We start from the raw sequence: 15,183 nt of genomic DNA, 5'->3' as shown, positions 1-15,183 counted from the left end.
AGTTCCGTGGTTATGGGGCTTTACGTACGGCGCGCGCTGAGAGTTTCGGTGCATCTCACCCGGATGGGTGAACTCACTGTTCCTAAGCGAAAGCGACGTTGTAGATGCCTGCCGCGATGGCGCCGCCGATGAGCGGACCGACCACGGGGATCCAGGCGTAGCCCCAGTCGGAGCCGCCCTTGTTGGGCAGGGGCAGAAGGGCGTGCACGATGCGCGGACCGAGGTCACGGGCCGGGTTGATCGCGTAGCCGGTCGGGCCGCCGAGCGACAGACCGATCGAGACCACCACGAGCGCGGTGATCAGGGCGCCCAGGGTGCCCAGGCCCTTGCCACTGTCGTTCAGGCCCTGGGTCAGGACCGCGAGCACGAGCACGATGGTGCCGATGATCTCCGTGAGGAGGTTCTGCACCGCGTTCCGGATCTCAGGACCGGTGGAGAAGATGCCCAGGACCGGGCCCGCGCCCTTCTCCTGGGCCTCCACGGCCTTGGCGGCCGTGGCCTGTGCGCCCGGACCGCCGACGATCTCCTTGTCGGTGAGGTGGGCGTGGAACTGCCCGTAGTAGGCGACCCAGACCAGAGCGGCACCGATCATGGCGCCGAGGAGCTGACCGGCGAAGTACGTCGGAACGTTGCTCCAGTCGTTGTCCTTGATCGCCAGGGCGACCGTCACGGCCGGGTTCAGGTGGGCGCCGGACAGCGGCGCCGAGGTGTAGACCGCCGTGAGCACTGCGAAGCCCCACCCGAAGGTGATTGCGAGCCAGCCGGCGTTGCGAGCCTTGGAGGCCTTCAGCGTGACGGCGGCGCAGACGCCACCGCCGAGCAGGATGAGTATGGCGGTACCGATGGTCTCGCCGATGAAGATGTCGGAGCTGGACACCCGCGACTCCTTTGTCCTTCGTCCAGGGGAAGCCGAACCCCGGGTCCCACCGGTGGTTCGCGTTGCCCTCGGGGGTGAGGGCGATGCCGGCCCTTGGCACTGTCACACTCTAGCGCGTATTGCCGGTAGGTGTTCGACAATGCCGACCGATGGACGGGAGCTTGCCCCGGTGTAAGGCGTGCGTCAAGGGTCCTGTTATCGAATGCTCGATCGTTATCGGATGTGTTGATTTGTCGACACTGGTCGATCCGATGCGTACTGCCGCGTAGGGAACACGGTGAGTTCCCGAAGGGTGGTTCGCCCGGCTGTGTGCGCTTATGTCGAAGACCGGAACGTCCTATGACGTCCCGGTCGGTAACTACTTGTTCGTACGGCGCTCAGAAGCGTCCGGCGCCCAGATCCCGTGACACGGCCCGCGCGCAGTCCCGCACCGCCGCGATCAGCTCGGGACGCAGCTCGCCGTCCCGGCACAGCCGCTCCACGGCGCCGGTGATGCCGACGGCGCCGACCGGCATACGGCGGCGGTCGTGGATGGGGGCGGCCACGGAGGCGACGCCCTCCCAGGTCTCCTCGACATCGGCGGCGTACCCACGCGCGCGTGTCATGTCGAGGATGTGCTCGAAGCCGTCCAGCTCGCACATGGTGCGGTCGGTGAAGGCCTTGCGGTCGGCCTCGATCGCCTCGCTGTGCGCGACCGGGTCGTACGAGGACAGGACCTTGCCGAGCGCCGTGGAGTGCAGCGGCTGCATTGCGCCGATCTCCAGCACCTGCCGGCTGTCGTCGGGGCGGAAGACGTGGTGGACGATCAGCACGCCCTGCTGGTGCAGGACGCCCAGATAGACGCTCTCCCCGCTGGAGCGGGCAAGGTCGTCCGTCCAGACCAGGGCGCGTGCCCGCAGTTCGTGCACGTCCAGATAGGTGGTGCCCAGGCGCAGCAGTTCGGCGCCCAGCTGATAGCGCCCCGACGCCTCGTCCTGCTCGACGAAGCCCTCCGCCTGGAGGGTGCGCAGGATGCCGTGGGCGGTGCCCTTGGCGAGGCCCAGTGAGGAGGCGATGTCCGACAGGCCGAGGCGTCGCTCGCCGCCTGCGAGAAGCCGCAGCATCGCGGCCGCCCGTTCGAGCGACTGGATGTTCCGTGCCATCCCCGTGCTGCCTCCGTCCCCTTCGAGCGTCGACCCTGCGACGTCGCTGCCGCCGTTCGGCAATGTCGAACACTACCGGTCGATGCCGACCTCTCGCTAATGGTCGGCCGGTATCGGTCCGCTTCGGTCACCGCACCCGTGGCCGAAGATCGACCCGGGCATCATGCCCGTCCCGCGTCGTGGACTGCCCGACCACTTCCGCACGGACCCGGCTACGCTGGCGGCGTGCGCCCACAGCGGACCGTTCCGTGCCGGGTGCAAAGCCGACAGCCGTCGCACTCCAGGGAGCCCTTTCATGGCCTCGTTGCCAACGACCCCTTCCGCCGACAGCCGGACCCGCGTGTCCGCACTCCGTGAGGCGCTCGCCACCCGAGTGGTGGTGGCCGACGGAGCGATGGGCACCATGTTGCAGGCCCAGGAACCCACCCTGGAGGACTTTCAGAACCTCGAGGGCTGCAACGAAATCCTGAACGTCACCCGTCCGGACATCGTCCGCTCCGTCCACGAGGCGTACTACGACGCAGGCGTGGACTGCGTGGAGACCAACACCTTCGGCGCCAATTACGCCGCGGCGGCCGAGTACGACATCGCCGACCGGGTGTACGAACTGTCCGAGGCGGGCGCCCGTATCGCCCGCGAGACCGCCGACGCGTTCGGGGCCCGGGACGGCCGCCAGCGCTGGGTCCTCGGCTCCATCGGGCCCGGCACCAAGCTGCCCACGCTCGGCCACATCGGGTACACCACGATCCGCGACGCCTTCCAGCAGAACGCCGAGGGCCTGATCGCGGGCGGCGCCGACGCCCTGATCGTGGAGACCACCCAGGACCTGCTCCAGACCAAGGCTGCCGTGATCGGCGCCCAGCGCGCCCGCGAGATCGCCGGCCTGGACGTGCCGATCATCGTCTCCGTCACCGTCGAGACCACCGGCACCATGCTGCTGGGCTCCGAGATCGGCGCCGCGCTCACCGCGCTGGAGCCGCTCGGCATCGACATGATCGGCATGAACTGCGCCACCGGCCCCGCCGAGATGAGCGAGCACCTGCGCTACCTCTCCCGGCACTCCCGCATCCCGCTGTCGTGCATGCCGAACGCGGGCCTGCCGGTCCTCGGCAAGAACGGCGCCACCTACCCGCTCACCGCCCCGGAGCTCGCCGACGCCCACGAGACCTTCGTACGGGACTACGGCCTCTCCCTGATCGGCGGCTGCTGCGGCACCACCCCCGAGCACCTGCGCCAGCTGGTCCAGCGCGTGCAGGGCGTCACCCCGACCGAGCGCGCCCCGCGCCCCGAGCCCGGTGCCGCCTCCCTCTACCAGACCGTCCCGTTCCGCCAGGACACCTCCTACCTGGCCATCGGCGAGCGCACCAACGCCAACGGCTCCAAGAAGTTCCGCGAGGCCATGCTGGAGGCCCGCTGGGACGACTGCGTGGAGATGGCGCGCGAGCAGATCCGCGAGGGCGCGCACATGCTCGACCTCTGCGTGGACTACGTCGGCCGGGACGGCGTCGCCGACATGGAGGAGCTCGCCGGCCGCTTCGCCACCGCCTCCACCCTGCCGATCGTCCTGGACTCCACCGAGGTGCCGGTCATCCGGGCCGGTCTGGAGAAGCTCGGCGGCCGCGCGGTCATCAACTCCGTGAACTACGAGGACGGCGACGGCCCCGAGTCCCGCTTCGCGAAGGTCACCAAGCTCGCCCAGGAGCACGGCGCCGCCCTGATCGCGCTGACCATCGACGAGGAGGGCCAGGCCCGCACGCCGGAGAAGAAGGTCGAGATCGCCGAACGGCTGATCGAGGACCTGACGGGCAACTGGGGCATCCACGAGTCGGACATCCTCATCGACACCCTGACCTTCACCATCTGTACCGGTCAGGAGGAGTCCCGAAAGGACGGCATCGCCACCATCGAGGCGATCCGCGAACTCAAGCGCCGTCACCCGGACGTCCAGACCACCCTCGGTCTGTCCAACATCTCCTTCGGCCTCAACCCGGCCGCCCGCATCCTGCTGAACTCCGTCTTCCTGGACGAGTGCACCAAGGCGGGCCTGGACTCGGCGATCGTGCACGCCTCGAAGATCCTGCCGATCGCCCGCTTCAGCGAGGAGGAGGTCCAGACCGCCCTCGACCTCATCCACGACCGCCGCAGCGAGGGCTACGACCCCCTGCAGAAGCTGATGCAGCTCTTCGAGGGCGCCACCGCCAAGTCCCTGAAGGCGGGCAAGGCCGAGGAGCTGGCCGCGCTCCCGTTGGAGGAGCGCCTCAAGCGCCGCATCATCGACGGCGAGAAGAACGGCCTGGAGGCCGACCTGGACGCCGCGCTCCAGGACCGCCCCGCCCTCGACATCGTCAACGACACCCTCCTGGACGGCATGAAGGTCGTCGGCGAGCTCTTCGGCTCCGGCCAGATGCAGCTGCCGTTCGTCCTCCAGTCCGCCGAGGTCATGAAGGCCGCCGTCGCCTACCTCGAACCGCACATGGAGAAGACCGACGCCGACGGCAAGGGCACCATCGTGCTGGCCACCGTGCGCGGCGACGTGCACGACATCGGCAAGAACCTCGTGGACATCATCCTGTCCAACAACGGCTACAACGTGGTGAACCTGGGCATCAAGCAGCCCGTCTCCGCGATCCTGGAGGCCGCCGAGGAGCACCGGGCCGACGTCATCGGCATGTCCGGCCTGCTGGTGAAGTCCACGGTGATCATGAAGGAGAACCTGGAGGAGCTCAACCAGCGCGGCCTGGCGGCGGACTACCCCGTCATCCTCGGCGGCGCCGCCCTGACCCGTGCCTACGTCGAGCAGGACCTGCACGAGATCTACGAGGGCGAAGTCCGCTACGCCCGCGACGCGTTCGAGGGCCTGCGCCTGATGGACGCCCTCATCGGCGTCAAGCGCGGCGTGCCCGGCGTCCAGCTGCCCGAGCTCAAGCAGCGCCGCGTACGGACCGCCGCCACCGCGGCCGTGGTGGACGAGCGGCCCGAGGAGGGCCACGTCCGCTCCGACGTCGCCACCGACAACCCGGTCCCCGAGCCGCCCTTCTGGGGCACCCGTGTCATCAAGGGCATCCAGCTCAAGGAGTACGCCTCCTGGCTCGACGAGGGCGCCCTGTTCAAGGGGCAGTGGGGCCTCAAGGAGGTCCGCAGCGGCGAGGGACCGTCGTACCAGGAACTCGTCGAGACCGAGGGCCGCCCGCGGCTGCGCGGTCTGCTCGACAAGCTCCAGACGGAGAACCTCCTCGAAGCGGCCGTCGTCTACGGCTACTTCCCGTGCGTGTCCAAGGACGACGACCTGATCCTGCTCGACGAGCACGGCAACGAGCGCACCCGCTTCACCTTCCCGCGCCAGCGCCGCGGCCGCCGGCTGTGCCTCGCGGACTTCTTCCGTCCGCAGGAGTCCGGCGAGACCGACGTCGTGGGCCTCCAGGTCGTCACCGTGGGCTCCCGCATCGGCGAGGAGACCGCCCGGCTCTTCGAGTCGAACTCCTACCGCGACTACCTCGAACTGCACGGCCTGTCCGTGCAGTTGGCCGAGGCGCTCGCCGAGTACTGGCACGCGCGCGTGCGTTCGGAACTCGGCTTCGCCGGTGAGGACCCGGCCGAGATGGAGGACATGTTCGCGCTGAAGTACCGGGGTGCCCGCTTCTCGCTGGGCTACGGCGCCTGCCCGAACCTGGAGGACCGGTCCAAGATCGCCGATCTGCTCCAGCCGGAGCGCATCGGCGTCCACCTGTCCGAGGAGTTCCAGCTGCACCCCGAGCAGTCCACGGACGCCATCGTGATCCACCACCCGGAGGCGAAGTACTTCAACGCACGGTGAGGCGCCCCGTGCCGCCGCTCCCGGGCCCGCTTCCACGCAGGTCGGAGCGCTCCCCGGCGTGTTTGCGGTGTGCCCCGGGGCACACCGGTTAAACCAGGCGCTCCGGCGGCGCACGTCGTACACTGGACGGTCCACCGCAGGCCGGTTCCCCTAGTGGGAGCCGGCCTGTCCGCCCCTCAAGGAGGTGCGCCAGGATGACCAGTACGGTCCCCGCGCCAGGAACCCTTCCCCAAGCTCTCGGCTCCGCTCGAGCAGGGGACACCCCAATGGCCGATGGTTCGGCTCTTCAGGCTGTTCTCCTCGACATGGACGGCACTCTGGTGGACACGGAGGGCTTCTGGTGGGACGTCGAGGTCGAGATCTTCGCCGGCCTCGGTCACACCCTCGACGACTCCTGGCGCCATGTGGTCGTCGGCGGCCCCATGACCCGCAGCGCCGGCTTCCTGATCGAGGCCACCGGCGCCGACATCGCGCTCGCGGAACTCACGGTGCTGCTCAACCAGGGCTTCGAGGACCGTATCGACCGCGCCCTGCCGCTGATGCCGGGAGCGGCCCGGCTGCTGGCCGAACTGGCCGCCTACGAGATCCCCACGGCCCTGGTCTCCGCCTCGCACCGGCGCATCATCGACCGCGTCCTCACCTCGCTCGGCCCGCAGTACTTCGCGTTGACCGTCGCCGGTGACGAGGTGGAGCGCACCAAGCCGCACCCGGACCCCTACCTGCTCGCCGCGGCCGGACTCGGCGCCGACCCGGCCAGATGCGCGGTCGTCGAGGACACGGCGACCGGCGTCGCCGCGGCGGAGGCCGCCGGCTGCCATGTGGTGGCCGTACCGTCGATCGCCCCCATCGCGCCGGCCGACCGCCGCACCGTGGTGTCCTCCCTCGAAGAGGTCGATCTGGCATTTCTGCGCGGGCTGATGGCCGCCTGACAACGCAAATGCGCCGGACGTTCACCCAGCGTGCAACATCGATAACGCGAGAATTCCACGGGTGAATTCGAACGTGTCGGATGGCTGAATTCCGGTGCCTCCGAAGACCGTTCAGTTTGTGATGTTCAACACTTCAATGGGGGTCGACAGAAGTCGCACGCTGTGCCGTCGACCCCCGGCCGGGGGTGCCGGACGCACCTTTGTGTCCTGATTGATGGACCGGTGCACGAATCCTTCCCCGGTCAGGTTTTCGTTGCGTCCGCGCCCGGTTCCGCTCCGTGATGGATCCTCAACTCCGGTCGCTTCGAACCGTCCTGCGCGCGCGGACTAATCTCATCGCGAGAACATCGAACTTACCCCGTGATCCGCCGCGACACCCCTGCATGCCGGGTACACGGAGTCGACCGCTGGAGAAACCCGAGCATGAACCGCAAGACTTTGGTGCTGCCGGCCGTCATCGGCCTGCTCGTGCCGGTTCTCGCCGCCTGTGGCGGGACCGACAGCGGCAGCGACAATGGCGACGCGATCGTCGTCGGCACCACCGACGCGTTCACTGCCTCGAAGGACGCTCCCGCCCCCCTCGACCCGGCCTTCGCCTACGACGTCGGCACCTGGAACATCCTGCGCCAGACCGTGCAGACCCTGATGATCCAGCCGCGTGGTGAGGGCGAGCCGGTCCCCGAGGCCGCCGAGAGCTGCGGATTCACCGACAGCGGCAACGAGCGCTACGCCTGCACGCTGCGCAAGGACCTGAAGTTCGCGAACGGCGACCCGGTCACCGCCTCGGACGTCAAGTACTCCATCGACCGCGCCCGCGCCCTGAAGGCCGACAGCGGTGTCTTCGCCCTGCTGTCCACGATCGACACCGTCGAGACCCAGGGCGACAACGAAGTCATCTTCCACCTCAAGACCGCGGACGCCACGTTCCCGTTCAAGCTGTCGACCCCGGTCGCCGGCATCGTCGACCCCGACATCTACGACAAGAAGAAGCTGCGCGACGGCTTCGAGCTCGACGGGTCCGGCCCGTACACGCTCAAGGCCGAGGTCGAGGACGACAAGCTGGTCTCCGCCGTGTTCACCAAGAACCCCAATTACCAGGGGAGCCTGAAGGTGAACAACGACAAGGTCGAGCTGCGGAACTTCAAGGACGCCGACGAGATGGGCAGCGCCCTCGACAAGGGCGACATCGACCTGATGACCCGCACCATGTCGCCCGAGCAGATCCAGAAGCTGTCGGCGGACTCCGACGACAAGGTCGACCTCGTCGACATGTCGGGCCTGGAGATCCGCTACCTGGCCTTCAACACCAACGCCCCGACGGTGAAGAGCAAGGCCGTCCGCCAGGCGATGGCCCAGGTCATCGACCGCGGCGAGCTCGTCTCCAAGGTCTACGGCTCGCAGGCCGAGCCGCTGTACTCGCTGGTCCCCGCCAGCATCACGGGCCACTCCAACTCGTTCTTCAACAAGTACGGCGACCCCGACGTCGACAAGGCCAAGTCGATGATGGAGCGGGCCGGCGTCACCACCCCGGTGAAGCTGACCCTGCACTACACGACCGACCACTACGGCTCGGCCACCGAGAAGGAGTTCGAGCTGCTGAAGAAGCAGCTGAACGACAGCGGTCTGTTCGACGTCGACATCAAGGGCACGCCCTGGGCGACGTTCCGCCCCGCCGAGCAGAAGGGCGCGTACGACGTCTACGGCATGGGCTGGTTCCCGGACTTCCCCGACGCCGACAACTACCTCGCGCCGTTCCTCGACAAGGACAACTTCCTCGGCTCGCCGTACGCCAACTCCGCGATCCGCAGCGATCTGATCCCGGAGTCCCGCCGGGTCGCCGACCGGCTGTCCGCCTCCGGCAGCCTGACGGAGATGCAGGACATCGTCGCCAACGACGTGCCGGTGCTGCCGCTGTGGCAGGGCAAGCAGTTCGTCGCCGCGAACGACGCCGTCACGGGCACGGCCTACGTCCTCAACTCCTCCTCGACCCTTCAGCTGTGGGAGCTCGGCCGTGGCGTGAGCGGCTGACGTCTCTCCGAGCCCGGCGCCCCCAACAGGACGCCGGGCCTGGCCCGGGGACCCGGGACGGGTTCCGCACAATCGACGACAAGGCACTCGTAAGTGAACATGCGCAACCAGTGGCCAGTCCTGCCCGTAGTGGCAGGGCTGGCCTCCGGCCTGTTGACCGGCTGTGGCACGGAGACCGGGGGCGCCGGCGGCACCGGCACCTCGGTGGTCATGGGGATGTCGGACGACGTCCTGGCCACGGACCCCGCCTCGGGCTACGACCCCGGTTCCTGGCTGTTGTTCAACAACGTCTTCCAGTCGCTGCTCAGCTTCCCCAAGGGAGCCACGGAACCGCAGCCCGAGGCCGCCGAGGAGTGCGCCTTCTCCGACTCCAAGGCCACGGTCTACGAGTGCACGCTGAAGGACGGCCTGAAGTTCAGCAACGGCGACGAGCTCACCTCGAAGGACGTCAAGTTCTCCTTCGACCGCCTGCTGAAGATCAATGACCCCGACGGCCCCGCGGTCATGTTCCCCACCCTGAGCAAGGTCGAGACGCCGGACGACAAGACGGTCGTCTTCCGGCTCAACTCCTCCGACGCCACCTTCCCGAGCAAGATCGCCTCGGGTGCCGGTTCCATCGTCGACGAGGACCAGTACGACGCCGAGGGCCTGCGCAAGGACGGCCAGGCGGTCGGCTCCGGCCCGTACAAGCTCGACAAGTTCGACGACGACGAGGCCGTCTTCTCGGTCAACGAGAACTACAAGGGCACCGCCGAAGTGCAGAACTCCGGCGTGACGATGAAGTTCTTCCACGGCGACCAGGAAGCCCTGAAGAAGGCCGTCAAGGAGAACGAGGTCGACATCGCCTACCGCGGTCTCACCGCCGGCGACATCACCGACGTCGAGAACTCCGGCGGCGACTCCGGCATAGAGGTCGTCGAGGGCGGCAGCGCCGAGGTCCAGCACCTGGTCTTCAACATGGACGACCCGGTCACCGGCAAGCTCGGCGTGCGCAAGGCCATCGCCTACCTGATCGACCGCGACGCCCTCATCAAGGACGTCTACCAGGGCACGGCCACGCCGCTGTACTCGATCATCCCGGCCGGTATCGGCGGCCACAACACGGCCTTCTTCGACACCTACGGCGCCCGCCCCTCCCGCGCCAAGGCCGCCGCGGCGCTCCAGGACGAGGGCGTGAACGGCAAGGTCAAGTTGACCCTGTGGTCCACCCCGTCGCGCTACGGCCCCGCCACCGACGACGAGTTGAAGGCGATCGCCAAGCAGCTCAACGCCAGCGGCCTGTTCGACGCGGACGTGCAGTCCGTCGCGTTCGACCAGTACGAGAAGGACATCGCCGACGGCAAGTACGGCGTGTACGTGAAGGGCTGGATCCCGGACTACCCGGACGCCGACAACTTCACCGCGCCCTTCTTCGGCAAGGGCAACGTGCTGAGCAACAACTACAGCAACAACGCGATCACCGGCACGCTCATCCCGCGCACCGCGGCCGAGAGCGACCGCGCCGCGACCGAGGACGACTTCGGCCAGCTCCAGGACATCGTCGCCAAGGAGCTGCCCGTCCTGCCGGTCTGGCAGGCCAAGCAGTACGCCGTCGTCCGGGACAACGTCTACGGCCTGGAGTACTGCCTCGACGCGTCCACCGTGTTCCGCTTCTGGGAACTGAGCAAGGGCTGACGGACGGCCGCACGCGGCCCGAACGCACCGAGGGCGCCCCTTCCTTCCGGAAGGGGCGCCCTCTTCGTCGTGACCCGGTCTGCTACTGCGCGCCGGGGCGCACCAGACCGCTCTCGTACGCGTACACCGCGGCCTGCACCCGGTCCCGCAGACCCAGCTTGGTCAGCACGTGACCCACATGGGTCTTCACGGTCGTCTCGCTGACGAACAGGTCGGCGGCGATCTCGGCGTTCGAAAGCCCCCGCGCCACCAGCTTGAGCACCTCCACCTCGCGCTCGGTCAGCGTGTGCAGGGTGTCCGGGACCGGCTCGTCGCCCGAGGGCAGATGCGTGGCGTACTTGTCGAGCAGCCGGCGCGTGATGCTCGGTGCGAGCATCGCCTCACCGGCGGCGACCACCCGGATCGCCTGCACCAGCTCATTGGCCGGGGCGTCCTTCAGCAGGAACCCGCTGGCGCCCGCCTTCAGCGCCTCCACCACGTACTCGTCGAGATCGAAGGTCGTCAGCACCAGCACCTTGGCCGGGCCGTCCCGCCCGGGCCCGGTGATCTGCCGCGTCGCCTCCACCCCGTCCATGCGGGGCATGCGGATGTCCATCAGGACCACGTCGGGCTGCAGGGCCCGCACCTGGTCGAGGGCCTGGAGGCCGTCACCGGCCTCGCCCACGACCGCGATGTCCTGCTCGGCCTCCAGGATCATCCGGAAGCCGGTTCGCAGCAGGGGCTGGTCGTCGACCAGTAGGACGCGGATGGCCACGTGAGTCTCCTTCGCTAGTCCGGCCCCATTCTGCCCTGCGCACCGCCACCGGACTCGCCCGCCCCGACCGGCAACGGATACGGCGGGGGAGTGCCCCCGAATTCCGGGCAGTGGGCCTGGTGATCGCACCAGCCGCACAGCTTCGTCGGCCGGGGCCGCCAGTCGCCCGACTCCGTCGCCTGCCGGATCGCGTCCCACAGTGCGAGCAGCTTGCGCTCGACCCGCTCCAGGTCCGCGAGCACGGGGTCGTACGTCAGCACGTCACCACTGCCGAGGTACACGAGCTGGAGCCGACGCGGGACGACGTTCTTCAGCCGCCAGACCACGAGGGCGTAGAACTTCATCTGGAACAGCGCGCCCTCGGCGTACTCGGGCCGGGGCGCCTTGCCCGTCTTGTAGTCGACGATCCGCACCTCGCCCGTGGGCGCCACGTCGACGCGGTCGATGATCCCGCGCAGCTTCAGGCCCGAGTCCAGCCGGGCCTCGACGAACAGCTCGCGCTCGGCGGGCTCGAGGCGGGTCGGGTCCTCCAGCCCGAACCAGCGCTCGACGAGCTGCTCAGCCTCGCCCAGCCAGGTCGCCAGCCGCTCGCCCTCGGGGTCGTCCGCGAACAGCTCCACGACCTCCGGCCTGCTCTCCCGCAGCCGGTCCCACTGCCCGGGGATCAGCGACTTGGCCCGCGGAGCGGTCCGCTCGGCGGCCGGGGAGTCGAAGAGCCGCTCCAGCACCGCGTGCACGAGCGTCCCCTTGGTCGCCGCCGCACTCGGCTTCTCGGGCAGCCGGTCGATCACCCGGAACCGGTACAGCAGAGGGCACTGCATGAAGTCACTGGCACGGGACGGGGACAGCGAGCTCGGCGGTATCACCGGCAGAGCGGCGACCTCGCCGGCCTCGCCCGCCTCGGCGGCCGCGCCCTCACCCGTCACGCCCTCGCCGGTCGCGACCGCATCCGCCGGACCGTCCGCCCCCGCCGGCTCCTCGTCCGCCACCGGCCCCGTGACCGGTGCCGTCACCGGCGTGACGTCGCTGCCGCTGTCCGCCGCGGCACCCTCCGTGCTCGTCTCCATGACCACAGACCTTACGGCCCACCACTGACAGTGACCCAGCCCGGCTGTTACGGGCGGTACGTCAGGGGAAACTCAGGGGGTGCCGGGGCGGAACGCTTCAGGACGGCCGCATACCATCGACCCGAGACCCTTCCGCCCGGCAGGCGCGGAAGACGCTTGGGCGGAAGACGCTGAGAACGAGGGGACATCGTGGACGAGAGCGGCGGGAGCGGGCAGCCGCGGTCCGGCACCGACGAGTCGACCGAGCGCCGACCAGACCGTACGGCCCCGGCCACCGACCCCACACGCCCCGACCCGACCCCGTCCGACACCGCGCACGCGGACTCCGAGCCCGAGAACGGCACGCAGGGCCCAGAGGGCACGGACGGCGCTGGCGACGCCGGGAACGGCTCCGCCGACCGCCCGGAGGTGCAGGACACCACCCGCCCCGAGGCCCCGCAATCGACCTCCGCTCCCGCCGAGCCCGGCACGGAGGAGGGCGCCGCCTCCGGCGCACACGAGCCCCGGCGCCCGCGCCCCGACGCCCCCACCCCGCACGACCAGCAGGCCACCCCCCATCTCGACCGCACGCTCGCCCACTCCGGCACCACCAAGGGGCGTCCGCCGCAGCGGCCCAAGGATCCCCGGGGCGGGCTGCTGATGGGGCGGCCGTTCGGCGTGCCCGTGTACGTCGCGCCCAGCTGGTTCCTCGTCGCCGCCCTGATCACCTGGGTGTTCGGCGGGCAGCTCGACCGCGTACTGCCCGAGCTCGGCGCCGCCCGCTACCTCGTCTCGCTGTTCTTCGCGGTCGCCTTCTACGCGTCCGTCCTGGTCCACGAACTCGCCCACACGGTCGCCGCCCTGCGCTTCAAGCTCCCGGTCCGGCGCATCCAGCTCCAGTTCTTCGGCGGCGTCTCCGAGATCGAGAAGGAAGCCGAGACCCCCGGCCGGGAGTTCGTGCTCGCCTTCGTCGGCCCCCTGCTCTCCCTGGTCCTCAGCGGCGTCTTCTACGGCGCCATGCAGTTCGTCGAACCCGGCACCGTCCCCGGCGTCCTGCTCGCCGGCCTGATGATCTCCAACCTCATCGTCGCCGCCTTCAACCTGCTGCCCGGCCTGCCCCTCGACGGCGGCCGCATGCTCCGCGCGGTCGTCTGGAAGATCACCGGCAGGCCGATGAGCGGCACCGTCGCCGCCGCCTGGATCGGCCGCGCCCTCGCCGTCTCCGTCCTGGTCGGCCTCCCGTGGCTCACCCAGTCCGGCGCCCTCGGCTCCGACGCCGTCGACAACGTCGGCATGGACACCGTCATGGACGCCCTGCTCGCCGCCATCCTCGCGGCGATCATCTGGACCGGCGCCGGCAACAGCCTGCGCATGGCCAGGCTGCGCGAGCACCTCCCCGAGCTGCGCGCCCGCAACCTGACCCGCCGCGCCGTGCCCGTCGAGACCGACACCCCCCTGTCCGAGGCCCTGCGCCGCGCCAACGCGGCCGGCGCCCGCGCCCTGGTCGTCGTCGACGCCGACGGCAACCCCCTCTCCCTCGTCCGCGAGGCCGCCATCGTCGGCGTACCGGAACACCGCCGCCCCTGGGTCCCCGTCAGTGGTGTCGCCCAGGACCTGACCGACGGCATGCGCGTCTCCGCCGAACTCTCCGGCGAGGAACTCCTCGACGCCCTACGGGCCGCCCCCGCCACCGAGTACCTGGTCGTCGAGGAGACCGGCGAGATCTACGGCGTGCTGTCGGCGGCCGACGTCGAGCGCGCCTTCGTGAAGGCCATGGCCCGCCCGAACTGACGCAGCCCGCTCCCGGGGCCGCTCACCCGTGGTCGGCGGCCCCGGGAAACGCCGGTAGGCTGTTCACATGTCCGAACCGACCGGTGCCGCCCGCCGTCGCGGGCCCTTCAAGGTCGGGGACCAGGTTCAGCTGACCGACCCCAAGGGCCGCCACTACACGTTCACGCTCGAAGCCGGGAAGAACTTCCACACCCACAAGGGTTCCTTCCCGCACGACGAACTGATCGGTGCTCCCGAGGGCAGCGTTGTCCGCACCACCGGGAACGTCGCCTACCTCGCGCTGCGCCCCCTGCTCCCCGACTACGTCCTGTCCATGCCCCGCGGGGCAGCCGTCGTCTATCCCAAGGACGCGGGACAGATCCTCGCCTTCGCCGACATCTTCCCCGGCGCCCGCGTCGTCGAGGCCGGCGTCGGCTCCGGCTCGCTCAGCAGCTTCCTGCTGCGCGCCATCGGCGACCAGGGCATGCTGCACTCCTACGAGCGCCGCGAGGACTTCGCCGACATCGCCCGGCAGAACGTCGAGCGCTACTTCGGCGGCCCCCACCCCGCCTGGCAGCTCACCGTCGGCGACCTCCAGGACAACCTGTCCGACACCGAGGTCGACCGCGTCATCCTCGACATGCTCGCCCCCTGGGAGTGCCTGGAGGCCGTCTCCAAGGCGCTCGTCCCCGGCGGCATCGTCTGCTGCTACGTCGCGACCACCACCCAGCTCGCCCGGACCGTCGAGTCCATCCGCGAGATCGGCTGCTTCAACGAGCCGACCGCCTGGGAGTCGATGATCCGCAACTGGCACATCGAGGGCCTGGCCGTCCGCCCCGACCACCGGATGATCGGACACACCGGCTTCCTCCTCACCGCCCGCCGACTCGCCGACGGAGTGGAGCCGCCCATGCGCCGCCGACGCCCCGCCAAGGGCGCCTACGGCGAGGACTACGAGGGCCCCAACGCCGACGGTGGCACCGGCCGCTGAGCCGGTCCCGTACCGCATCCAACGCACCGGCGCTGTGGTCGAGTTCCCAGGTCAACCCGGGAACTCGACCACAGCGTCTTTCTGTTGACGTGCCCGCGGGAACCGACCGCCTGCCGAGCTCCGCGCGCCCCGCCCGCACCCCCGGCCACCCGACATCC

The 15,183-nt window shown here is 69.6% G+C and carries 10 protein-coding genes; 6 read left to right on the top strand and 4 right to left on the bottom strand.

Annotation, left to right across the window (positions count from 1 at the left end):
* Positions 1-82 precede the first annotated feature (82 nt).
* Positions 83-877, bottom strand: coding sequence for an MIP/aquaporin family protein (locus PGH47_RS08520; RefSeq protein WP_271662908.1), 795 nt, complete (start codon positions 875-877; stop codon positions 83-85).
* Positions 878-1,254: 377 nt separating this feature from the next.
* Positions 1,255-2,019 (bottom strand): IclR family transcriptional regulator, encoded by a 765-nt coding sequence (locus PGH47_RS08515; RefSeq protein WP_271662907.1) that lies wholly within the window; start codon positions 2,017-2,019, stop codon positions 1,255-1,257.
* Between the two features lie 295 nt (positions 2,020-2,314).
* Between PGH47_RS08515 and metH the strand changes: the two genes are divergently transcribed.
* From metH to PGH47_RS08495, 4 genes are all read left to right on the top strand, one after another.
* A complete protein-coding gene (metH, locus tag PGH47_RS08510) occupies positions 2,315-5,833 on the top strand; it encodes a methionine synthase (protein WP_271662906.1) in 3,519 nt (1,172 codons plus the stop codon).
* 194 nt (positions 5,834-6,027) lie between these two features.
* Entirely contained in the window at positions 6,028-6,762 is a 735-nt protein-coding gene (locus PGH47_RS08505; protein ID WP_373309870.1) for an HAD family hydrolase, read from the top strand.
* A 423-nt stretch (positions 6,763-7,185) separates the two neighbouring features.
* Entirely contained in the window at positions 7,186-8,790 is a 1,605-nt protein-coding gene (locus PGH47_RS08500; protein WP_271662905.1) for an ABC transporter substrate-binding protein, read from the top strand.
* A 93-nt stretch (positions 8,791-8,883) separates the two neighbouring features.
* Complete coding sequence (locus PGH47_RS08495) at positions 8,884-10,464, top strand: ABC transporter substrate-binding protein (protein ID WP_271662904.1); 1,581 nt, start codon at positions 8,884-8,886, stop codon at positions 10,462-10,464.
* Between the two features lie 82 nt (positions 10,465-10,546).
* On the opposite strand, the gene PGH47_RS08490 is transcribed toward PGH47_RS08495, so the two are convergent.
* Positions 10,547-11,218, bottom strand: a complete 672-nt coding sequence (locus tag PGH47_RS08490) for a response regulator (RefSeq protein ID WP_030946450.1) — start codon at positions 11,216-11,218, stop codon at positions 10,547-10,549.
* Between the two features lie 14 nt (positions 11,219-11,232).
* Positions 11,233-12,285 carry a RecB family exonuclease gene (locus tag PGH47_RS08485; protein ID WP_271662903.1) on the bottom strand — a complete coding sequence of 351 codons (1,053 nt, stop codon included), beginning with the start codon at positions 12,283-12,285 and terminating at the stop codon, positions 11,233-11,235.
* Positions 12,286-12,474: 189 nt separating this feature from the next.
* Here PGH47_RS08485 and PGH47_RS08480 point away from each other — a divergent pair, with 189 nt between their 5' ends.
* Together PGH47_RS08480 and PGH47_RS08475 are read left to right on the top strand one after the other, a co-directional pair.
* On the top strand, positions 12,475-14,055 hold the full coding sequence (locus tag PGH47_RS08480; protein ID WP_271662902.1) for a site-2 protease family protein: 1,581 nt from the start codon (positions 12,475-12,477) through the stop codon (positions 14,053-14,055).
* Positions 14,056-14,122: 67 nt separating this feature from the next.
* Complete coding sequence (locus tag PGH47_RS08475; protein ID WP_030959514.1) at positions 14,123-15,025, top strand: tRNA (adenine-N1)-methyltransferase; 903 nt, start codon at positions 14,123-14,125, stop codon at positions 15,023-15,025.
* Positions 15,026-15,183 lie beyond the last annotated feature (158 nt).

This window comes from Streptomyces sp. HUAS 31 (genome assembly GCF_028198125.1).
GTDB lineage: Bacteria > Actinomycetota > Actinomycetes > Streptomycetales > Streptomycetaceae > Streptomyces > Streptomyces chartreusis.
The sequence above is the reverse complement of the archived record's forward strand: the minus strand, read 5'-3'. Positions and strand labels throughout refer to the sequence as shown.

Coding starts and splice junctions, on each gene's coding strand:
- PGH47_RS08485 (WP_271662903.1), bottom strand. CDS start 12,285: ATGGAGACGAGCACGGAGGGTGCCGCGGCGGACAGCGGCAGCGACGTC.
- metH (WP_271662906.1), top strand. CDS start 2,315: ATGGCCTCGTTGCCAACGACCCCTTCCGCCGACAGCCGGACCCGCGTG.
- PGH47_RS08500 (WP_271662905.1), top strand. CDS start 7,186: ATGAACCGCAAGACTTTGGTGCTGCCGGCCGTCATCGGCCTGCTCGTG.
- PGH47_RS08505 (WP_373309870.1), top strand. CDS start 6,028: ATGACCAGTACGGTCCCCGCGCCAGGAACCCTTCCCCAAGCTCTCGGC.
- PGH47_RS08515 (WP_271662907.1), bottom strand. CDS start 2,019: ATGGCACGGAACATCCAGTCGCTCGAACGGGCGGCCGCGATGCTGCGG.
- PGH47_RS08475 (WP_030959514.1), top strand. CDS start 14,123: ATGTCCGAACCGACCGGTGCCGCCCGCCGTCGCGGGCCCTTCAAGGTC.